This is a genomic window from Mucilaginibacter sp. (assembly GCF_964263795.1).
Taxonomy (GTDB): domain Bacteria; phylum Bacteroidota; class Bacteroidia; order Sphingobacteriales; family Sphingobacteriaceae; genus Mucilaginibacter.
The window spans coordinates 206,148-227,702 of sequence record NZ_CAXVWK010000016.1 but is presented as its reverse complement, the minus strand read 5'-3'; the positions used below and the strand labels follow the sequence as shown (position 1 = coordinate 227,702).

Here is a 21,555-nt window from a genome sequence, read left to right as displayed (position 1 = left end):
TTGGCCGAAATAGCATTCGGCGCTTAGCTGCTCAAATAAATTCTATATCTTTCGGCTTATAAAACATATACGTGTTAGTTAAAACCTTTGGAAGCGCTGTTTATGGTATCGAAGCTATTACCATAACGGTTGAAGTAAATATTGCGCCCGGTACAAAGTATTTTGTTGTAGGCCTGCCTGATGTTGCTATTAAAGAAAGCTATTTCCGAATAGAATCCGCATTGAAGAACTGCGGTTACCGCATGCCACGGCAGCAAGTAGTTGTGAACATGGCTCCGGCCGATATCAAAAAGGAAGGCTCTTCTTACGATCTAACTATTGCTACCGGTGTATTGGCTGCTTCAGGACAGATAGATGCCGACGAGTTGGAAAAATACCTTATCATGGGCGAACTTTCCCTGGATGGTGGGTTGCAACCTATAAAGGGTGCTTTGCCAATCGCGATTCAGGCACGCAAGGAAAAATATAAAGGATTTATTCTGCCTAAACAAAATGCACGCGAGGCGGCTATTGTAAACGATCTGGAAGTTTATGGTGTAGAAAACATAAAAGAGGTTGCAGACTTTTTTAACGGGACAGCCACACTCCATCAGGAAGTTGTTGACACACGCGATGAGTTTTATAACAGCCTTACTGCCTATGACAGCGACTTTAGCGAGGTGCGCGGTCAGGAAAATATTAAGCGTGCGTTAGAAATAGCTGCTGCAGGCGGCCATAATGTAATTTTGATTGGCCCGCCGGGTGCCGGTAAAACTATGCTGGCGAGGCGGCTGCCCTCAATTTTGCCGCCGTTGAGCTTATACGAATCGTTAGAAACCACCAAGATCCATTCTGTAGCGGGTAAGCTATCTGCCGCTGATGCACTGGTTACCACCCGCCCTTTCCGTTCGCCGCACCACACTATAAGTGACGTTGCATTGGTAGGCGGCGGCAGCAACCCGCAGCCGGGCGAGATTTCACTGGCACACAACGGTGTTTTATTTCTGGATGAATTGCCGGAATTTAAGCGGTCGGCTTTAGAGGTAATGCGTCAACCGTTAGAAGAGCGCCGAGTAACTATATCACGCGCCAAGTTTACAGTTGACTATCCAAGCAGTTTCATGCTGGTGGCCAGCATGAACCCATGCCCTTGCGGCTATTATAACCACCCGGAAAAAGACTGTATTTGCCCGCCCGGTAACGTTCAAAAATATCTAAGTAAGATCTCTGGGCCACTACTGGACAGGATTGATCTGCACGTAGAAGTTACACCGGTTAACTTTGATGAATTATCATCTGAGCGCTTAGCCGAAACCAGCGAATTCATTCGTGACCGCGTGATCAAAGCGCGGGATATACAGGCAACCCGTTTTGGCAACAAGCCGGAATTGCATGCTAACGCACAGATGAGCCCGCAAATGGTACGCGAGATCTGTAAAATTAGCCAGGCAGGGCAAAACCTGCTAAAAAAAGCAATGGAAAAGCTCGGCCTGTCTGCTCGCGCCTATGATCGGATATTAAAAGTAGCGCGTACCATTGCCGACCTTGCCGGTGCCGAGGAGATTCAATTGGAACATCTGGCAGAAGCTATACATTTCAGGAGCCTTGACAGGGAAGGTTGGGCCGGCTAAACGTTGCAATGTGCATGCCCTGGCTTAAATTCGCAGGGCACGCATAATATCTAATTAGTCAATTGGTTCCCATAATTCTAAAATGTTACCTTCAGGGTCAAGTATGTGCAAAAATTTGCCGTAATCATATTCCGCAATTTCATCAACAATCGTAACGTTCCCTTTCTTCAGCTCCTCCGCTAATTCTACAAGGTTTTCTACCCGGTAGTTGATCATAAACGGCTTTGCAGACGGCTTAAACGATTCTGCATCATTTGGAAATGCACACCATGTAGTCGACCCTTTTTTGGATGGATCGTCATCCTGGCGCCAATCAAATGTAGTCCCGTATGGGCTCGTTGGCAGGCCGAGGTTTTTACCATACCACTCATTTAATGCTGTAGGGTCATTGCTCTTAAAGAACACGCCGCCCAGTCCTGTGACTTTTTTCATATTAAAATTTATATCTATTCGTTTGTTGTATGTGCCGCCGTTTTATGTCTAAGTATTAGTGCAGCAATTACCGATATGGCAATACCAACCGGCGCAATCTCCATGTAAGTGATCAGCGCATTATAAAATGGGTTTTTGTACAGGTCGTTATACTTAGCCATCCCCGCCATTTCCCTATTTATATCAGCAGCATTTTTGCCTGCAGCCTGCATCTGCTGCTTCATTTGATTTATGTAACTGTCGATAGCATTTGGGAAGAAAAAGTAGTAACCAATAAGCCAAACCCCAACGTAGATGGTAGAAGCTACAAGGGTTACTAACAGGCCGATTTTTAAAGCCTTAGCAAATGTTATCTGGCCATTGCCAAATTTGTCCCGGAAACTTTTTACTGCTACAAAAATTATGGACAAAGCCACGATCATAGAAGCATAACCCAACCAGGTCTGCATCCCAACGTTAACATCCTTTGGCAGAGCCTTTACGCCTATAGTAAACCAGGCTGCAGAAATACATCCTCCTATAAGGCCGTACGTAAGAATGATCTTTTTCATTGAATAGGGCTTAAAGACATCGATCAAAAGTGTAAAATCGTTCAAAAACTTTAATCATACTTTAGGATGATTTTACAAATAATAGTCGGCAATAACAAGATTTACATTTACAGCGTTATATTTTAAATCCGCAATCAGCTAAAAGAATATTCAATTGCAAACGCGCTTTTAAATAGCTATAGCCCTAATTAAATTATTTGCTTTTTTTAAAACTTATTTATAGTTTCACCCTTCTATCGCCAATGAATAATAAAGCAAAAAAGATCATCATTTTTGATGATGATGAAGACATTTTATCCATCTGCAGTTATATTTTAGAGGAGCAGGGTTGGGAAGTTCACACTTATACCGACTGCAACAACATCGTCGAAAAAGTTTTGGGGATATCTCCCGACGTGATTTTGATGGATAACTGGATCCCAGACGCAGGCGGCATTATCGCAACACAAACTTTAAAAAAGGATGAGCAGTTGAAAAGTATTCCAGTGGTTTACTTTTCGGCAAACAGTGATATTCAGCTTTTGGCAGATCATGCCGGTGCCGAAACATACCTGGCAAAGCCATTCGACCTGGAAGAATTGGAGCGCGTTATAAATACCGTTTTAATTCACGATTAATAAATTCTTTACTATAATAAAAAGCCCCTACTATTTATCAGCAGGGGCTTTTTCATTTCATCAACTATTACATTGGCGGGCCACCGGGACCGCCCCCGCCTGGGCCACCACCACCAGGACCACCGAAGCCGCCGCCCGCCGGTCTGTTACCTCCGTCGCCACCTCTGAAGCTTCTTTCAGGAGATGCCGGCGCTTTGCCCGAGAACTTTTGCAAACGCAGGGTAAACGTTAATAAAGCATAACGCCCCAGTCTGTTTACATTGGTTTGGGTAACAATGCTACCATTGGTTGTGGTAGAGAAGCCGGTATTCTCATTGAATAAATCGTATGCAGCAAGGCGTAATGTTCCTCTGTGGTCTTTCAGGAAACGGCGCTCTACATAAGCATTTAATATGTTAGGATTTTTAACCGGAATGGAGTAGCCATAGTTTAATGTTTTGGTATAATCATAGCTTAAAGTCCAGTCTTTCCAGAAGTAATTTTTACCGTTGACACCCAGATTAAGCGCACGGATGTTGGTATTTTGATTATATAAAGCACCGTTTTGCGAGTTAACTGTTTTATTTAACGCGTAGCTGGTGTTTACTTCAGCGTCTACCACATCAGTAATGTTAATCCTGAAGCGGGCTTGCGGGGCTAAAGTAAATGTCTTGGCAATGTTCTTAATTAAAGGCGATTCTACATTATTCGCGTCAACACTTTGCGAGAAACCAATATTATTGGTATAACCCACGCCCGAACCTAAGATGACAGTGTATTTACGCTCCGACCATGGTTTTGAGTACAGAATGTTACCTGCTGCAGAATAATAACCGCTTGAATTAAGGTACTTGGTTAAGTTGGTATTTTGCAATTGTGCCAACCCAGGGTTCGCAGCTAATGCAGCTGCAGTAAACTGCGAAGGATAAGTAATGGTATTTTGAACTATCTTATTATCTGTTTGGGTAAATTGCGCCCGTATTAAAAAGATGTTACCTGTTTGGAAACTAAATGCATTGTATTGTAACGACAAGTTGTTGGTAAATTCTGGTTTCAGATCGGGGTTACCTTGTACGGGGTACAATGCATTAGAGAAATCGATAACCGGCTGCAATTGGTTAAACGCCGGCTGGTTACTGCTACCGTTGTAGTTTAAACGGAATGATTGGCTGCGTGAAAAGTTATAATTAAAGGATGCTGTAGGGATGATGTTAAAGGTTGAAATGCTGGTAGCTATTCCGGTTTTAACGTTTAATCCATCAAGTTTAGCCGGCTGTGCGCCAACACCAACTGTCAAGTTATATTTCTTCTCTACAACTTTATAGTTCAACGCAAAGCGGTTTGTTGTAAAGGTGTAATTATAATTATTGCTCAACAGATCGTAACGGTGATACCTGTCCGGGTTTGATGTGTACAGCGTATCGGTTTCTTTATCACTTTCTGTGTAAGAGTGGTTAAATTCATAACGCCCTTCCAGGTAAGACACCTTACCAAGTGGTTCTAAATATGATAGATTGAAGTTGTAAGCGCTGGTGCGGCTATCGGTAAAAATTACCTGGTTGATAGGTGCGGTTGGTACGCCAACGGTATAGTTATAAGTTGGGTTATCAAACTGGTTGTTTTTGCTGGTGCTTGCCCCAAAACCTAACTGAAGATTGCGACGGGTGCCTTTAAACTTGTGATTGTAAAAGCCCGTTATGCCGTAATTTGGCGACGTTGTATTGCTTATCGAGTTTGATGTGTAAGCTAAATTCGTTGCGCCGGCCCTGGTAGATGTAACGTTATCAAAGCTGGTAACGTCCGATCCGGTATAGCTAAATGTTGGGGTAACCTTCAAATAATTTAGCGTATCAGGTTTCCACTCCACGTTAAAATTAAAGCGGTGGTTTATTGGATTGCTGGTTTCCTGGCTAATCTGGTTACTGGTACTCGGCGTAGTGAAGTTGTTTGTTTGTAAGGTGGTAGAGTTAATAAAGGTAGTATTATCGCTAAAACTGTAGCTGCCATAAACAGACAGCGTTTTACCCCACTGATCCCTGAAATTTAACCCTAGTGAACGTGCGTTAGTTATACCCGGTGCATTAGTTGTTGAGCCTGTGCTACCGCCACGCAGTGCATTACCCCGGCCCCCACCGCCGCCACCACCGCCGAAACCACCACCGCCGGCAGCGCCACCTGTTGGCGCACCAAAGCTAAAAGTGTTCACATTAGTATTGTTTAAGCTACCCAGTACAGAAATTTGCTGATCGCCTTTGAACTTAAAAAAGTTTAGCAAGCCGATGTAACGATTATCATTGTGAATATCGGCACCATCTTTTTTAGGCAGTAAGTCGCTACCGTCGCCTGCAGTCGCCTGGCCAAAGTAGCCATAGTTTTTATCTTTGCGGATAGTAAAGTTTAATATTTTATTTGGCTCACCTGTACGTACACCGCTCAAATTTTGCTGATCGCCGTAGTCATCAACAACCTGTACGCTTTCAATTACATCGGCAGGCAAATTTTTGGTTGCGCTTAAAACGTCTCCTCCAAAAAAGTCTTTCCCGTTTACCCTTACTTTGGTAACCGCCTTACCCTGCGCCGTGATCGATCCATCCTTGGCAACGTCTAACCCCGGAATCTTTTTCAATACATCCTCTATAGGCGCGTTCTCGCGCACCTTATAGGCAGCAACGCTGTACTGTACCGTATCTTCTTTAAACACTACCGGGTTTACGCCAACAATTGTTACAGTAGCCAACTGGCGTGTGTCAGATTTTAAGATGATAGCAGGCAAGGTAACCGGCCCGGTTGCGTTATCTAAAGTGTAATGTTTTATAATAGCCTGAAATCCGATGGATGTTATCGCCAAGTTTATTTTGGTGCCTTTAACCGCCGGAAAGGCAAACTTACCATTCACATCAGCAATAGTAATTACACTATCTCCTTTGTCTGAGGTAAGCTTAATATTACTGCCCGGCAGCGATAGTTTGGTGGTATCTAAAACTGTACCCTGCACAACGCGTGTTTGCGCATTTGACTGTATGGCACCAATAGATAAAAACGCTAAAAGTAAAATTAAATATTTCATAATTCGATAAGGGTATTCACTGTAAGGCTGTAGTATACATTTATTATGCAAATGTTCATTTAATAAAATTTAAATATTAAAAAATCATATTATTGTTACATATTATAATAGATCAACAATGGGATTGTTACATAACAAAAAAAATAAGCCCTGCTTTGGCAGGGCTCATTTTTTTAACCGGTAAAACCTTGTATATATTTTACTACACGCTGTTAATTAGACAGATGCAAAGCCGAGGCTACCTGGCTGTAGTTTTTTAGGTTTAAGTTTGGATGTGTAAAGCCAAGATTGGTTAATGATGTACCGGGCACAATAACCACTTTAAAGTCTAATCCCGAGCCGTTGAAATTGGCCTTTATATTTAGATATCCAACACCAAATGATGACACGCTTATGCTGCGGTCATTTTCGGTATAAGGCAATGCATAATAACCCGATGTAGAGCCCGTAGTACGGAAGTAAACCAGCACCACTCCCTGGTTAACAATATCTTGAGTGATAGCAGGTACGCTAAAAGTTGTAAAACCGGTAAGTACTACACTGCGGTTAGTAAGCAAAAAGCTTTGTACGTTGGAAGATGTGCCATCCTTGCCATCTTTACCGGTAGCTCCCGTTGCACCCGTAGCACCTGTTTCTCCCTGTGGGCCTTGCGGGCCTGTTGCACCAACAGCGCCGGTTGCTCCCGTAGCACCTGTTGCCCCGGTTGCGCCTGTAGCACCGGTTGCTCCTTGCGGTCCTTGCGCGCCTGTAGCACCTGTCGCGCCAGTAGCACCCGGGTCACCTTTATCACCCTTTGTTCCCTGCACACCCTGTGGGCCTGGATCACCCTTTTTTGAGCATGAACTCAATGCTATGGTGCAAAGTAGTAAAAGTGCCAATGAACGTCTAATTGTAGTCATAATAGTTGTATAAGTAAGTGAGTGGATGCTTTTACGATAGCGTTTATAATTAGTTGCAAATTAATTTGAATGGAAAAATGTTTCTTAGTCTGATTTGGAATAATCATCCGCCGGATGCAGAACAACTTAATTTCCAAAAGTTTGTTGGGTTGCACAACTTTTAATGTTGGCGTTTCGTTAAAGAATAAAAAACGTAACCTATGGATAATACAAGCATGTCTTTGCACTCAAAAGTGCATCGTTGGATAGATGCGATTGGTTTCCGGCTCAACGCATCACAAACAAATGGTAAAAGTAAAGTTACTACACAGCATTACTTTTTTGAGACCTTCAATTTTTTTGAACGCATCAAATCCGGCGATTACGAAAAATCCAAATTCCTGTGTTTTGATATGTATGGTGAAAAGGTTAACGTAAAAACACTACTTGATTTGCAAACAGCGTTTTTTGAGAACATCAGCCAGCTTAAGTAAGCCCCCGGCTTAATGTAAGGCAATAAAAAAGGCCTGCTCCGGTATTGGGCAGGCCTTTAAAATTTATAATAAAATTAATAATTAAAATCCCGATCCAATTCTTCTGTTAAACGGCCCGGCGTGCCTGCACTAACATTAACAACCGGCCTGGTTGGGTATAGTGCTTCCTTAATACGTAAACGTAAATCGGCGTAATGCGCAGTTGTTAACGCATCGCCGCCTTTTGAAAGGCCGTTGCTGATCCTGGCAAGTTCGGCACGTACCATAGGGCGGATATCCGATAGGGCTATATTAATTGGCGTGTAACCTAAGTTAGCGAGTTGCGCAGTGGTAGCACCAGGCAACGTACGGCTTGCATCCTCATTTAACAACGATTTGAGGTTGTCAATGTACCCGCGCTGCAGGTTGCGTTTAAACTGATCAGGCTTTGTTGTGCCAAACACACCACTACGCAAATCGGTAAATAACTCTGCAACAGTATATGCCCTGGCGCCATTTTTAGATTCGTTATCAAACATACGTGCCATGCGCGATGCATTGATCACATTGCCAATAGCGTTAACCTGAACAGCTTTAATACGGCTAATCACAACGCCATTATCAAAACGGCTCAGTTCGGCATTGTTGATTAACCAATAGGGGGTTGAGAATACTTGCTTATTTAAAAAGTCTACCGCATCATGCTGCAGGCTTTTGCTTACAAAGCCATAAACTGGGCCGGTTTGGTCGTATGTTTTAAAATTTTCGTTCATGCCGCCAATGTTCATAGTAACATGGCCTATGTAACGGTTGTACTGGCCAATAACCTCGTTGTACAAAGTTTGTACATCTTCAAAATCCTCACCTTTTTGGAAGCTCCATTTCTCCAGATTAGGCAAAATCCTTTTCAGATTGGCAATTCCGTATGTACTTGCCTTCATTGCATTATCACCTAAATCTTCGTTTTGCAGGCGCGGATCAATAGATGTACCCTGGCGGCCGAAATAGTAAAGCGGATTGCCGGCATTTTTCTTGGTCCAAACATCCAGCATTTCTCTTTCTGCCTTAACACTTTTGTTACCCGGGAAATAGCTGTATCCCCATTTGATAGCCCATTTATCGTACTCGCCTATTTGCGGGTATAAATGGGTAACATTATCGCCTGGTTGTGCTATGTAATTAAAACGGGCATAGTCCATAATTGATGGTGCGGTGCCGTGTTTATCAGTAAACGATTTGGAGCGTAAAGAGTCAACAGGGTAAGCGTAGCTTGAGCCAAAGTTGTGTGGTAAGCCCAGGGTGTGGCCAATTTCGTGCGATGATACGAAACGGATCAGTTCGCCCATTTGCTCGTCAGAATATTTAGCAACTCGTACTTTGGGGTTAACAGCTGCAGTTTGGATAAAATACCAGTTGTGCAGTAAACTCATTACGTTGTGATACCAGCCTACATGGCTCTCCAGGATCTCGCCTGTGCGCGGGTCTGATATATGCGGGCCATAAGCATTCTGTACATCTGATGCAAAGTAACGCACAACGCTGTAACGGGCATCTTCGGTACTAAATTCGGGGTCTTCTTTAAGGCTCGGGGCTTCTTTGCCAATAATGGCATTTTTAAAGCCGGCTGCTTCAAAGCCTTTATTCCAATCGTTAATACCTGCAATAAGGTAAGGAACCCACTTTTTGGGTGTAGCCGGGTCGATGTAGTAAACAATTTGTTTTTTTGGCTCTACCAACTCGCCACGGGCGTAGGCGGCCTCATCTTTAGGTTCCAACTTCCAACGGTGAATGTAGGCCGTACGTTCTGCCTTTTGCGCATCGGTACCGTAGTCCGTTTGTTCCTGCCCAAAAAACCCTACACGGGCATCCGTCAAACGCGCTTTCATCGGTGTTTTAGGTAGCAGCAGCATTGAGGTATTCAGCTCAAAAGTGAGCGCACCGTTCGTATTATCAGTCGGCGACTCTGCCGAGCGGAATGTTTTTAGGGTGCGGGCTTCCAAATTGATAGGAAAACTCTTAATAGTATCGATGTATGAACGACCGGCATCAAGCGCAGTAATTTTATACAGCTTTTTAATATTATCCGGCAGGCTGATGGCGGGTACATCACCATTGTACATATCTGTAACATCAACCAAAACGCCAGTCGTATCTTTGTTGTAAGCTTTAATATCAAACGATGCTAACACCGCATCAAGATTAGAGTTTTTTACAGATTGATACATATCGCTGGTACTATCGGCCCTTACCGAATAGCTAGGCACGCGGATGAAGATCTGCTTATCGTGGCGCTGCCATTTCCAAACCTGGTCATTCACTTCTTCGCCACCGTATTGCTGGCCAAAAGATTTTAAGCCGGCAGGCGTCTTTACAAAGCGGGTTACAACCAGCATTTCGCGCTCTAATAAGCTGTCGGGAATTTCAAAATAATACTTACCGTCAACTTTGTAAGTATTAAAAAGGCCATTATCGGCTTTTACTTTACCTATTAGGTCGCTAAATTTTTTGATACCTTCTTTTTTTGCAGGTCCTACAGTTGCTGTAGCGGTCGATCCGCCGGGAGTATTTGTGGTTTTAAGCGTAACAGTTTGGGCAGCCTGCTTTTTGGTAGCACATGCACTTGCAAAAACCGCAAGTGACACCGCAGCTACGCGCAAGTAAGTACCTACCCGTAAAGATGTGTTCATTGGATATAATTAATTGTTTAAATGAAATTAGTAAAGGGATAAAAATATGTAATAATAACGGATTTCAAATAACACAATGCCTTTGTTACATATAATTATAAGGTCGCGTTAAATGCGGCGTTTTAGGGTGAGTACTACTTTATCGTAACGATTATCATGGAAAATCTCCAAAAGCAATGCCCGTTCATCTCTTGATTTGAAGATCCCGTCGACCTCCTCAATTGTCATGTGTGAAATGGGCTTTAAATTGATTGATACGATTTCGTCATCTTTTTCTATACCTATATCAGCAGCGGGTGAGCCCGGAGATACACGGCTAACAATTAAATGCTGATAATTTTCGCCGCCTGCATAATACTCCATCCCACTCATATCAAACTCATAAGCATTTTTGTAAGTACTGTTAGGCTTCAGGTAAAGGGCGCCGCTGCTATAGTCGAAAATAATATGAAATCGTTTCAGGATCCCAATTCCCATATTGCCATCCCTTGGCACAGTATACTGTCTTTTATCGTAATCAACATCGGGAAAGGATGTAATCACCTTTTTAATCTTGTATTTCCCAATATCTATCTCGTCCATCCGGCTGATGTAGCCGGATATTGGTCCATTGAGCGCTACACCAAGATTAGCCGCTATAAATTTGGGTGGAAGGCCGTTTTTAGCAATAAGGTTTTCCAGTGATAGCGGGTGTCCGGCACCAAGATCAATAATAAGTTTGTTTTTGGTTTTCTTGCCACCCTGATAAGTAATGGTTGTTTCGAGATACGGCTTTTTATCTTCAATCGTTATAGGCACCTTGTGCATTTTGCGCATTTTGCCCAAATCTGTTGGCTCACAAACCGTGATTGTGCTATCTTCAAAATTAATTTTTACAGCAAACCCGCTAAAAAAGTCGTAGCCCAGCAAACCATGTACAGGCATGCCAACAAACCCAGACAAGTTAAAATAATCATTTTTAAGAATAGCCGCTCCAACATCAACGCTATTGATACCGGGCATGGTGATGTTTAGCGCAGGTGTAACCAAGGCTTCATAATCTTCGCCGTTAGCAAGGCCGCTTATTTTAATGGTTCGTTTATTCGGGATAGTAATGGAATCAGCCAGTAAGGGATCTGTAATGATCATGATCCCCACCCCGGTATCTAAAATGAAATTATAAGGCCCGCGCTGGTTGATGCTTAACTGCACCACGACCATATTACGCACCAGTTTAAACGGAATGTTAATGTTTTTACGCGAGCTGTTTATTTCGAAGTGCTGGGCGTAACAAGGCAAAACAATAGCGCATAAAATAGCTATAAGCCATATCAGTTTATGGATAAAATATTGTTGCAACGCTAACAACTGTTTATAATTGGTAGCTAAATTTAATATTATTATGCAACAAAAGGTATAAAGCCGGCATTAAAATAATAACGGCTTTAACAGAACATCCGGGATATTATTTTTTTTCTTCCTTATCCTCACACTTAAGGTTTCCCTTAAGTTCAGGATTTTGTGCTGGCAATGTGCTTACAGTGCGTTCTACCTCTGTTTGTTGAATATGTACCGCATATTCTGCAGGCTCAATGTGGCTGCCAATCGCTTCAGCGTATACCTGGGTAAATTCAGCACCGATATACAGTATGGCCGAAGTGTAATAGATCCAAACCAGTATCACAATAAGCGACCCGGCGGCACCATATGCCGAACCTTGTGCACTGTAGGTTATATACAACCCTATGACATATTGGCCTATCATAAACATAATTGCGGTAAATAACGCGCCAGACCGAACATCTTTCCATTTGATCTTGACATCGGGCAATACTTTAAAAATAATACCGAATAGCGTAGCTATGATGATAAGTGTAATACCCAGGTTAATTCCTTTTAATAAAACACCGGTAACCGCAGGTAAAAAGTGCTCTATTTGTTTACTTAGCGCATCCATTAAAAAGCTCACTACTAACGATGCCATCAGTAAAAAACCAAGGCTCACAATCAGCGAGAATGATAAGAAACGGTTTTGCAGCATTTTAACCCATCCGCGTTTTGGCTTAGCTTTTACGCGCCAGATAGTATTTAGCGAATCTTGTATTTCAATAAAAATACTGCTGGCACCTACCAGCAGGGTTACCACACCAATTACAACAGCAACGGTGGTTTTACCGGACAGTTGCAGGTTTTTTAGCATAGACTGAATCTGCAGTGCAGCTTCTGACCCTACATAAGTTTGAATCTGGGGGTAAAGCCGGTTAGTCGCAGCATCGGCACCAAAAAACAAGCCTGCAAGCGAAATAACCAGTATTAATAAAGGAGCCAGCGAAAATACGGTATAATAAGCCAGCGATGCGCTTAACTTTAAGCCATTATCATTACTGAAACCACTAAAAGTTGCCAGTATAACCTTCCAAAGCTGCTTTAAATAATCCTTGCTAAAAAATTTCATATTCAATTTCCAATATATTTGTTAATACCTTTATCATAAACAGCACTGTATGAAAAATGTAACGCATACCGCAAACTTTTTTAAGGTACTCTTATTCGTTTTACTTCTAAGCAATTTTAGTGCCTCAGCTCAAAAAACTGTAATTTGGGTGGTACGCCATGCCGAAAAACAGGCACCCGCACCAGATATGCCTGTAAGCAATCCAGACCTTTCTGAAGACGGCCGCGAACGCGCAAAAGAGCTGGCCAAAGTGCTAAAGCGTGAGAACATCAAAGCTATTTATGTTACCTCAACAAAGCGCAGTGCACAAACCGCCCGCCCGCTGGCCGCACAATTAAAAATATTGCCAAGGATATATACTGATAGTATTAAAGCATTTGTAAAAACACTGCTAACCAATTTTAACGGCAGTAAAGTACTGGTTTTGGCACACTCAAATACAGTAATGCCTATATTAGCCGCCCTGGGCGCCGAACAGCCGTTAGACACCTTATCTGAAGAGGATTTTGATATGATATTTAAGATGACGATAAAAGAATCGGGAAAAGTTGGCCTTGAGATATCCTATTATGGCGCGGTACATCATACAAGTGAATTGCCCGACAAATACCGGCCCGATAAGCAAGGCGTTCAGCAATACTCCAGGCCGCTAACCAACTATTAGTTAATGGTTAGACACCACCAGTAGATCCAGGTCTTTACATGGGATATTAAAGCGCTCGCCCATGTGTTTGTTTGTTAGGTGGCCCTGATAAATGTATACCGATTTCCGGATCCCTGCTTTCTGCCAGATTACATTTTTTAAGCCGCCCATGTCGCCAATGTCTATCAAAATAGGCGCGAAGATATTAGTAAGGGCATAGGTTGCCGTCCGCGCCACGCGTGATGCGATGTTAGGAACGCAGTAATGTATAACGTCATATTTACGAAACACCGGGTGGGTATGATTAGTTACTTCTGATGTTTCAAAGCAGCCTCCCTGGTCTATGCTTACATCGATAATTACCGAATTAGGTTTCATGCGGCTTACCGTAGCCTCAGATACGATCTGCGGACTGCGGCCATCATCTGCGCGCATTGCACCAATGGCAACATCGCAGGTAGTAATAGCTTTTTCTAAAACAATGGGTTGTACTACCGAAGTAAATACCCTTGTGCCGATATTATTTTGCAGGCGGCGCAACTTATAGATAGACGGATCAAAAACCTTAACCTCGGCACCTAGTGAAATGGCTGTACGGGCAGCATATTCGCCAACTGTCCCCGCGCCTAAAATTACAATTTCGGTAGGCGGCACGCCGGTAATACCACCCAGCATCAGGCCTTTGCCTTCAAAAATGTTGCTTAGGTATTCTGCCGCAATGAGTACGGATGTCGCGCCCACAATTTCGCTCATGGCACGCACTACGGTTAATGAGCCTCCTTCATCTTCTAAATGTTCAAAACACAGTGCAGTAATTTTTTTATTAAGCAGGGCATGCAGGCATTCGGCCTTTAGGGTTGATACCTGCAAGGCTGAAATTAGCAGCTGGCCGGGTTTCATCATAGCTATCTCATCCATGGTGGGCGGCGCTATTTTGATGATGATATCGGCTTCATAAACGCGCTTGGTATCATATACAATTTGTGCGCCCTGCTCGCTATAATTATTATCAGAAAAATTGGCTGCCTGGCCGGCGTTACTTTCCAGCATTACCTCGTGCCCGTTGTTTACCAGCAATGCTACGGATAAAGGTGTAAGCGGGATGCGGTTTTCCTGGAAAGAAACTTCTTTAGGGATACCGATGTAAAGCTTGTTCTTTTTACTTTTTACCTCAAGCATCGATTCCTGGGGTTGCATCATTGCCTGCTTGGCAATGTCAGAAAACCCGCTATATTTCCCTGTGCTCATGTTATAATTATTTTCCGGATGATGAAGTTAACAAAAAAACGGCATTGGCGTTCAAATATTTTCCACAGTTACCTGCCGGGTGGTAGCATCTAAAACCAGTATGCGAATACCAGTATACTGGTCCGGAATAAGGCCTGCAATTTTTTCTGGCCACTCAATAAAGCAGTAGTTGCCGCTGTCAAAATATTCCTCATATCCCAAATCAAGCGCCTCACTCTGGTTACTTAACCGGTAAAAATCAAAGTGAAATACAGGGCCATTACTGCTGCGGTATTCGTTTACAATAGAAAACGTAGGACTTGTTACCGCATCGTTTACCCCGAGTGCTTCACATAAGGATTTAATGAGCGTTGTTTTGCCTGCGCCCATTTCTCCATAAAAAAGTAGGATACGGTTGCTGCCGGCAGCTTTTAAAATGCTTTTCGCCGCGCCGGGCAGATCTGCAGGAGATGAAGTGATAATATCCAAAACGTAATTATTTAAGCCTTGTTGCCGGTAATAACAATCCTCAGATAGACGTTTCGCTATCAGCTTAATTGTTAGTGCTTTGCAACAACGCGACATTCATTAACACTTATCAAATATCTTATTTAGGGCCGTAAGTTACAATCGGGATGATCATTTCTTCTAATGAGATACCACCGTGCTGGAAGGTTTCATTATAAAAATTAACAAAGTGATTGTAATTGTTAGGATAAACAAAATAGCTATCGCCTTTGGCAAAAACAAAACTGCTGCTCACGTGCAGCTTTGGCAGCATGGCATCGTGCGGGTTACGGATATGGAATACTTCTTTGGCGTTATAATTCAAATTTTTACCCTGTTTATAACGCAGGTTAGTATTGGTGTTCCTGTCGCCAATTATTTTGCTTGGGTTTTTGACCTTTATAGTACCGTGATCTGTGGTAATCACCACACGCACTTGCTTTGTTGCTAAAAATTTAAGCAGGTCAAACAGCGGCGAGTGCTCAAACCACGAAAGTGTTAATGAGCGGTAAGCTGCATCATCACTTGCCAATTCACGAATCATTTGCATATCCGTACGGGCGTGGCTCAGCATATCAACAAAGTTGTACACCACTACGTTAAGGTCGTTGCCCATCAGGTTATTTACCGATTCGTTGAGTGCGCGGCCTTCGTCTATATTAAGTATTTTATGATACGAGTGCTTAATTTCTTTACGCAGTACACGCTTTAACTGGTCGGCAATAAAATCGGCCTCGTAAAGGTTTTTTCCGCCTTCATCTTCGTCGTTCTGCCACATGGTTGGATAGCGTTTCTCCATATCAAGCGGCATCAGGCCCGAGAAGATAGAGTTACGCGCGTACTGTGTGGCGGTTGGCAGGATGCTGTAGTAGCTATCTTCTTCCTCAAGCCTGAAATACTCAGAGATGATCGGATTAATGATTTTAAACTGATCATAACGTAAATTATCGATCAGGATAAAAAATACCGGGCCGTTACCATCAAGCTTAGGGAAAACCTTTTTCTTGAACAGTTGTGGCGAGCTGGTGGGGCCATTTTCCGGATCTTTCACCCATCCCAGGTAATTCCGTTCCACAAATTTGCAAAACTGAACGTTGGCCTCGGCTTTCTGCAGGGTAAGTATCTCGTGCATGCCCGCATCTTCCAATGTTTCTAATTCCAGTTCCCAATAAATCAGCTTTTTATAAACATCCACCCATTCCTGGTAGCTTAAATTATCGTTCAGCGTCATTCCCAGGTTACGGAAATCCTGCTGATAAGCCATTGTTGTTTTTGCGCCAACTAGTTTTTTGTTCTCCGTAAGTTTTTTAATCGTGAGCAATATTTGCTTTGGATGTACCGGCTTTATCAGGTAATCGTCAATTTTAGATCCGATAGCATCCTCCATTAAATACTCTTCCTCATTTTTTGTAATGAGCACTATCGGTACATCACTTTTTATATTCTTTATTTGTTGTAACGTCTCCAGCCCGGTTAATCCCGGCATATTTTCATCTAAAAAAACAAGGTCAAAATAACCTTTTTTAAATTCTTCAACGGCATCATTACCGTTAGTAACCGTGGTAACCTTGTAGCCCTTCTCGCTTAAAAATAGTATATGTGGTTTCAGCAGATCAATCTCGTCATCGGCCCATAATATTGTGGTATCCTGCATAATATATTTAATTTTACCACCGTATAACCTTACGGCAGTATGTTTTGTTGTAAAAATATACAAAGGTTTAACATATATTAACATCCGGAAGGTGCTTGTTATGTCATAATTCAACACTTTTGCAAACTTTACAAGCACACCTTGAATAAAAAGAAAATCATTAACGACCCTGTTTACGGGTTTATCAGCATACCGTCCGATCTGATCTTCGATCTGATCGAGCACCCATACTTTCAGCGTTTGCGTTATATCAAGCAATTGGGGATGACCCACCTGGTTTATCCCGGTGCGCTGCACACCCGATTCCATCATGCGATAGGCGCCATGCATTTAATGGGTACTGCCATAGAAACACTTTGCAACAAAGGTCTCGAAATCACGGGCGAGGAAAAAGAAGGGCTTATTATTGCCATCTTGCTGCACGATATTGGCCATGGGCCATTTTCGCACGCGTTGGAGCAAACTATAGTTGAGGATATAGACCACGAGGATATATCCATCCTGCTGATGAATAAACTAAATGAGGAATTTGGCGGCAAGTTAAAAACCGCTATTGAGATCTTCAAAGGTACTTACCACAAAAACTACCTGCACCAGTTGGTATCCAGTCAGCTGGATATGGACAGAATGGATTATTTGAACCGCGATAGTTTTTTCACGGGTGTATCTGAAGGGGTTATTAGCTCGGACCGGATCATCAAAATGCTGAACGTTAAAGACAACGGCATAGCAGTTGAGGAAAAGGGAATATATTCGATCGAAAAATTCCTGATCTCGCGCAGATTAATGTACTGGCAGGTCTATCTGCATAAAACGGTTATAGCAGCCGAGCAGCTTTTATGTAAGATATTCAAGCGTAGCCGCGAATTGGCCCTTCAGGGTAAAACATTCCCGGTTACGCCGGCCCTGGCTTACTTTTTAGAGAACGTTATTACCAAACAGGAATTTATAGGCAATACAAGACACCTGGATACTTTTGCCCTGCTTGATGATACCGATGTAATGGCTGCTGTGAAAGTTTGGGCTGGTGCAGAAGATTTCGTGCTTAAAACGCTTTGCCACAATCTTATTAACCGCAAACTTTTTCATGTAGACATTACCGCTGATAAGCCCGATGATGCCCTGATTAAACAATTGACAGCCAGTGCCGTTACTTATTACGATATTACAGAGCATGAAGCTGCATACTTTGTATTTACAGACAGTATCCGTAATAACGCGTACAACAAAGGCGACGGCAACATTCATATATTAATGAAGAATGGGACTGTAACGGATATCACCCTGGCCAGCGACAATTCGAATTTAGAGGCGTTATCAAAAACGGTAAAGAAATATATACTTTGTTATAGTAAAGAGTTGTTATAGGTTAAGGTAACCAGCGAAGGTTACAAGTAAAAAAAACCTGATGATTGACCCTGCACTATGCATCAATATTAATGATTTGTTGCTATGGTTTTAACATTTAAATTTGCGTGATGCATTTTACTGCGAAGGATATAGCCTTAATGCTTAAAGGTACGGTTGAGGGCGACCCGCTTGCTGCGGTTAGTGGCTTAGCCAAAATTGAAGAAGCAGGGCCTGGTTCATTATCTTTCCTGGCAAACCCCAAGTATGAGCACTATCTATACACAACCAACGCCGGTATAGTAATTATCAACAGCGGTCATCAGCTTACAGAGCCGGTAAAAGCAACCCTTATTCGTGTAGAGAATGCATATAGCGCTTTTACTGTTCTTTTAGAGGCCTACAGCACCTTTAAACTACAAAAAGCCGGAATTGAGCAACCATCTTTTATACATGATACAGCCACCGTTGGTGAAAGTGCTTACATAGGTGCTTTCGCTTATATAGGCCAGGGTGTTACAATGGGTATCAATTGCAAAATCTATCCTAACTGTTATATTGCTGATAACGTAACGCTGGGCGATAACGTAACGCTGTTTCCGGGTGTTACGGTTTATTTTGATTGCGCTATTGGCAGCAACGTCATCATCCATTCCGGTGCAGTGATCGGCAGCGATGGTTTTGGCTTTGCCCCTAATACGGATGGCACTTATAATAAAATTGCGCAGATAGGCAATGTGATAGTTGAAGACGATGTGGAAATAGGCTCAAACGCCACTATCGACAGGGCAACTATGGGATCTACTATTATACGTAAGGGTGCAAAAATTGATAATCTGGTACAGGTAGCCCACAATGTCGAGATAGGGTCTAACACTGTAATTGCTGCGCAATCAGGAATTGCGGGTAGCACTAAACTGGGCGAAAACGTGATGTTGGGCGGCCAGGTTGGCGTAGTTGGCCATATAACATTAGCCAAAGGAACTCAGGTACAAGCGCAAGCAGGTGTAAGCCGTACCATTAAAGAAGAAGGAAAAAGATGGGCCGGTTCTCCGGCTATAAGCTACACTGCCGACATGCGGTCAAACATAGTAGTAGGCCGTTTGCCTGAACTGGAAAGAAGAGTAAGAGATTTAGAAATCATTATAAAAGAATTGACCAAGGGTGATTAATTAGAGGTAAGGCTGTTAAGGCAGATGCTAATTAACGGTATATAATCCCAATGACTACATAAAATGAATGTAAAACAAAGAACCATAAAAGCGCCTGTATCAATTTCAGGTACGGGGCTGCACACCGGCGAACGGGTTACCATGACCTTTAACCCCGCTGCTGAAAAGCATGGATTTAAATTTCGCCGTATCGACCTGCCCGGCCAGCCGATTATCGATGCCGACTGCGATAACGTAACCGATACCTCGCGCGGTACTACGCTTACCCAAAACGGCGCTAGTGTAAGCACTGTTGAACATGTGCTGGCAGCGTTGGTTGGATTAGAGATAGATAACGTATTGATTGATATGGATGGGCCTGAAACACCTATTATGGACGGTAGTTCTATTCAATTTATTGATGCTATACTTGAATCCGGGTTTACAGAGCAGGAGGCCGACCGGGAGTATTATCATATCCCGTATAACATTCATTACTCGGAGCCCGACCGCAAGGTAGACATGGTAGCGATGCCCTTAGATGACGATTATCGCTTTACCTGTATGGTTGATTATAACTCACAGGTGCTGGGTAGTCAGCATGCAACCATCTCCAGCATCACGGAGTTTAAAAAAGAGATCGCATCTAGCCGCACTTTCTGCTTTTTACATGAGTTGGAAATGCTGGTAAAGCACGACCTGATCAAAGGCGGCGATTTGAATAATGCCATTGTTGTTGTAGATAAAAAAGTGGACGAAGAAGAATTAGCCCATCTGGCTAAGCTATTTAACCGTAAAGATATCAACGTTGCCCCGCAGGGAATTTTAAACAACATTGAACTAAGGCACCAAAACGAGCCGGCCCGCCACAAGCTGCTGGACATGATTGGCGACCTTGCCCTGGTTGGTGTACCGCTTAAAGGCCATATTATGGCTGCAAGGCCAGGTCACGCTGCAAATGTAGCGTTCGCTAAAAAAATTAAGGCACTGATTAAAAAGGAGCGGGGCCGCAAGCATGTTAAGGTCTATGATCCTAACATGAAACCGGTTTATGATACGGTTCAAATCATGAACATTTTGCCGCATCGCCCGCCAATGCTGCTGATCGATAAGATCCTGGAGCTTACCAAAACCCATGTTGTAGGCTTAAAGGCCGTTACCATGAATGAACCTTTCTTTGTTGGGCACTTCCCGGGTGCGCCGGTAATGCCGGGTGTTTTACAAATTGAAGCGATGGCCCAAACCGGTGGTATCCTGGTATTAAACACCGTTCCTGACCCTGAAAACTGGCTGACCCTTTTCCTGAAAATAGAAAATGCACGCTTTAAAGACAAGGTTTTGCCCGGCGACACGTTAATATTCCGTTGCGACCTGGTTGCACCAATCCGCCGTGGTATTGCACAAATGAAGGGCATAGGCATGGTTGGCGAAAAAATTGTTGTTGAGGCCGAGTTAATGGCGCAAATAGTTAAATACAAGTAATATGATACAGCCGTTAGCATACATCCATCCGCAGGCCCGCATAGCCGATAATGTGGTGATAGAGCCGTTTGTAACCATCCATAAGGATGTGGAAATTGGCGAGGGTACCTGGGTAGGCTCCAATTCGGTGATTATGGATGGTGCTCGAATCGGCAAAAACTGTCGCATTTTTCCGGGCGCGGTGGTATCTGCACCACCCCAGGATTTAAAATACAAGGGCGAGCCCAGCACCGTTACGGTTGGCGATAACACGGTTATCCGCGAATGCGTAACCTTAAACCGCGGCACCGCGTTAGATAAAAACACTACTACTATAGGCAGCAATTGCCTGCTAATGGCATATGTACACGTTGCCCACGATTGTGTGATTGGCGATAATGTGATTATTGCAAACGGTGTGCAGTTAGCCGGCCACATTAATATTTACGATTATGCTTTTATTGGAGGCACATCTGCTGTTCACCAGTTTGTTGAGATCGGCGCGCATAGCATGATCTCGGGCGGCTCACTCGTTCGTAAAGATGTTCCTCCGTTTACCAAGGCCGGGCGCGAGCCCTTATCTTATATTGGTATCAATTCGGTTGGTTTGCGCCGCAGGGGCTATTCGGCTGCTACAATAAACGAGATCCAGGAGATCTACCGGATTATTTTCCTGAAAAAATATAACATGACCAAGGCGCTCGATATTATTGAGGCGGAATTTAACCCAACAGTTGAGCGTGACGAGATCATCAACTTTGTACAAAACTCACAACGCGGTATCATGAAGGGATTTGGAAGCAGTTAATTTTGATCAGAATTTACAGAATATTTGAA

Annotated in this window: 18 protein-coding genes; 8 read left to right on the top strand and 10 right to left on the bottom strand. The window is 43.1% G+C overall.

Annotated features, from left to right (window positions below; all coding sequences use genetic code 11):
* Window positions 1-71 precede the first annotated feature (71 nt).
* Window positions 72-1,610 (top strand): YifB family Mg chelatase-like AAA ATPase, encoded by a 1,539-nt coding sequence (locus ACE5CV_RS02500; RefSeq protein WP_374948572.1) that lies wholly within the window; start codon window positions 72-74, stop codon window positions 1,608-1,610.
* A 54-nt stretch (window positions 1,611-1,664) separates the two neighbouring features.
* Here the strand turns inward: ACE5CV_RS02500 and ACE5CV_RS02495 are convergent, their stop codons facing one another.
* Together ACE5CV_RS02495 and ACE5CV_RS02490 are read right to left on the bottom strand one after the other, a co-directional pair.
* The gene (locus ACE5CV_RS02495; RefSeq protein WP_374948571.1) at window positions 1,665-2,042 is read right to left on the bottom strand and encodes a VOC family protein; all 378 of its coding nucleotides are present in this window, start codon (window positions 2,040-2,042) and stop codon (window positions 1,665-1,667) included.
* 14 nt (window positions 2,043-2,056) lie between these two features.
* Window positions 2,057-2,593, bottom strand: coding sequence for a DUF4199 domain-containing protein (locus ACE5CV_RS02490; RefSeq protein ID WP_374948570.1), 537 nt, complete (start codon window positions 2,591-2,593; stop codon window positions 2,057-2,059).
* Between the two features lie 242 nt (window positions 2,594-2,835).
* Here ACE5CV_RS02490 and ACE5CV_RS02485 point away from each other — a divergent pair, with 242 nt between their 5' ends.
* Window positions 2,836-3,210 (top strand): response regulator, encoded by a 375-nt coding sequence (locus ACE5CV_RS02485; protein WP_374948569.1) that lies wholly within the window; start codon window positions 2,836-2,838, stop codon window positions 3,208-3,210.
* A gap of 67 nt (window positions 3,211-3,277) precedes the next feature.
* On the opposite strand, the gene ACE5CV_RS02480 is transcribed toward ACE5CV_RS02485, so the two are convergent.
* Both ACE5CV_RS02480 and ACE5CV_RS02475 read right to left on the bottom strand, forming a co-directional pair.
* Complete coding sequence (locus ACE5CV_RS02480; protein WP_374948568.1) at window positions 3,278-6,256, bottom strand: outer membrane beta-barrel protein; 2,979 nt, start codon at window positions 6,254-6,256, stop codon at window positions 3,278-3,280.
* A 212-nt stretch (window positions 6,257-6,468) separates the two neighbouring features.
* A complete protein-coding gene (locus tag ACE5CV_RS02475; RefSeq protein ID WP_374948567.1) occupies window positions 6,469-7,155 on the bottom strand; it encodes a hypothetical protein in 687 nt (228 codons plus the stop codon).
* A gap of 200 nt (window positions 7,156-7,355) precedes the next feature.
* Here ACE5CV_RS02475 and ACE5CV_RS02470 point away from each other — a divergent pair, with 200 nt between their 5' ends.
* Window positions 7,356-7,628 (top strand): hypothetical protein, encoded by a 273-nt coding sequence (locus ACE5CV_RS02470; RefSeq protein ID WP_374948566.1) that lies wholly within the window; start codon window positions 7,356-7,358, stop codon window positions 7,626-7,628.
* Window positions 7,629-7,702: 74 nt separating this feature from the next.
* Here ACE5CV_RS02470 and ACE5CV_RS02465 read toward each other — a convergent pair whose 3' ends face one another.
* From ACE5CV_RS02465 to ACE5CV_RS02455, 3 genes are all read right to left on the bottom strand, one after another.
* The gene (locus ACE5CV_RS02465) at window positions 7,703-10,294 is read right to left on the bottom strand and encodes a zinc-dependent metalloprotease (protein WP_374948565.1); all 2,592 of its coding nucleotides are present in this window, start codon (window positions 10,292-10,294) and stop codon (window positions 7,703-7,705) included.
* Between the two features lie 108 nt (window positions 10,295-10,402).
* Complete coding sequence (locus tag ACE5CV_RS02460) at window positions 10,403-11,632, bottom strand: aspartyl protease family protein (RefSeq protein ID WP_374948564.1); 1,230 nt, start codon at window positions 11,630-11,632, stop codon at window positions 10,403-10,405.
* 106 nt (window positions 11,633-11,738) lie between these two features.
* Entirely contained in the window at window positions 11,739-12,728 is a 990-nt protein-coding gene (locus ACE5CV_RS02455) for a YihY/virulence factor BrkB family protein (protein WP_374948563.1), read from the bottom strand.
* A gap of 49 nt (window positions 12,729-12,777) precedes the next feature.
* Between ACE5CV_RS02455 and ACE5CV_RS02450 the strand changes: the two genes are divergently transcribed.
* Window positions 12,778-13,392: a histidine phosphatase family protein gene (locus tag ACE5CV_RS02450; RefSeq protein ID WP_374948562.1), complete on the top strand. Its 615-nt coding sequence runs from the start codon at window positions 12,778-12,780 to the stop codon at window positions 13,390-13,392.
* Here the strand turns inward: ACE5CV_RS02450 and ACE5CV_RS02445 are convergent, their stop codons facing one another.
* The 3 genes from ACE5CV_RS02445 to ACE5CV_RS02435 form a co-directional block, all read right to left on the bottom strand.
* Window positions 13,393-14,619: an alanine dehydrogenase gene (locus tag ACE5CV_RS02445; RefSeq protein WP_374948561.1), complete on the bottom strand. Its 1,227-nt coding sequence runs from the start codon at window positions 14,617-14,619 to the stop codon at window positions 13,393-13,395.
* Window positions 14,620-14,670: 51 nt separating this feature from the next.
* Window positions 14,671-15,087: a tRNA (adenosine(37)-N6)-threonylcarbamoyltransferase complex ATPase subunit type 1 TsaE gene (gene tsaE / locus ACE5CV_RS02440; protein WP_374948560.1), complete on the bottom strand. Its 417-nt coding sequence runs from the start codon at window positions 15,085-15,087 to the stop codon at window positions 14,671-14,673.
* A gap of 118 nt (window positions 15,088-15,205) precedes the next feature.
* The gene (locus ACE5CV_RS02435; RefSeq protein WP_374948559.1) at window positions 15,206-16,759 is read right to left on the bottom strand and encodes a PglZ domain-containing protein; all 1,554 of its coding nucleotides are present in this window, start codon (window positions 16,757-16,759) and stop codon (window positions 15,206-15,208) included.
* A gap of 141 nt (window positions 16,760-16,900) precedes the next feature.
* Between ACE5CV_RS02435 and ACE5CV_RS02430 the strand changes: the two genes are divergently transcribed.
* The 4 genes from ACE5CV_RS02430 to lpxA all read left to right on the top strand — a co-directional run bounded on the left by ACE5CV_RS02430 (window position 16,901) and on the right by lpxA (window position 21,526).
* Window positions 16,901-18,127, top strand: coding sequence for an HD domain-containing protein (locus ACE5CV_RS02430; protein WP_374948558.1), 1,227 nt, complete (start codon window positions 16,901-16,903; stop codon window positions 18,125-18,127).
* A gap of 110 nt (window positions 18,128-18,237) precedes the next feature.
* On the top strand, window positions 18,238-19,278 hold the full coding sequence (lpxD, locus tag ACE5CV_RS02425) for a UDP-3-O-(3-hydroxymyristoyl)glucosamine N-acyltransferase (RefSeq protein ID WP_374948557.1): 1,041 nt from the start codon (window positions 18,238-18,240) through the stop codon (window positions 19,276-19,278).
* 63 nt (window positions 19,279-19,341) lie between these two features.
* A complete protein-coding gene (locus ACE5CV_RS02420; RefSeq protein WP_374948556.1) occupies window positions 19,342-20,739 on the top strand; it encodes a bifunctional UDP-3-O-[3-hydroxymyristoyl] N-acetylglucosamine deacetylase/3-hydroxyacyl-ACP dehydratase in 1,398 nt (465 codons plus the stop codon).
* A 1-nt stretch (window position 20,740) separates the two neighbouring features.
* A complete protein-coding gene (gene lpxA / locus ACE5CV_RS02415; RefSeq protein ID WP_374948555.1) occupies window positions 20,741-21,526 on the top strand; it encodes an acyl-ACP--UDP-N-acetylglucosamine O-acyltransferase in 786 nt (261 codons plus the stop codon).
* Window positions 21,527-21,555: the final 29 nt, after the last annotated feature.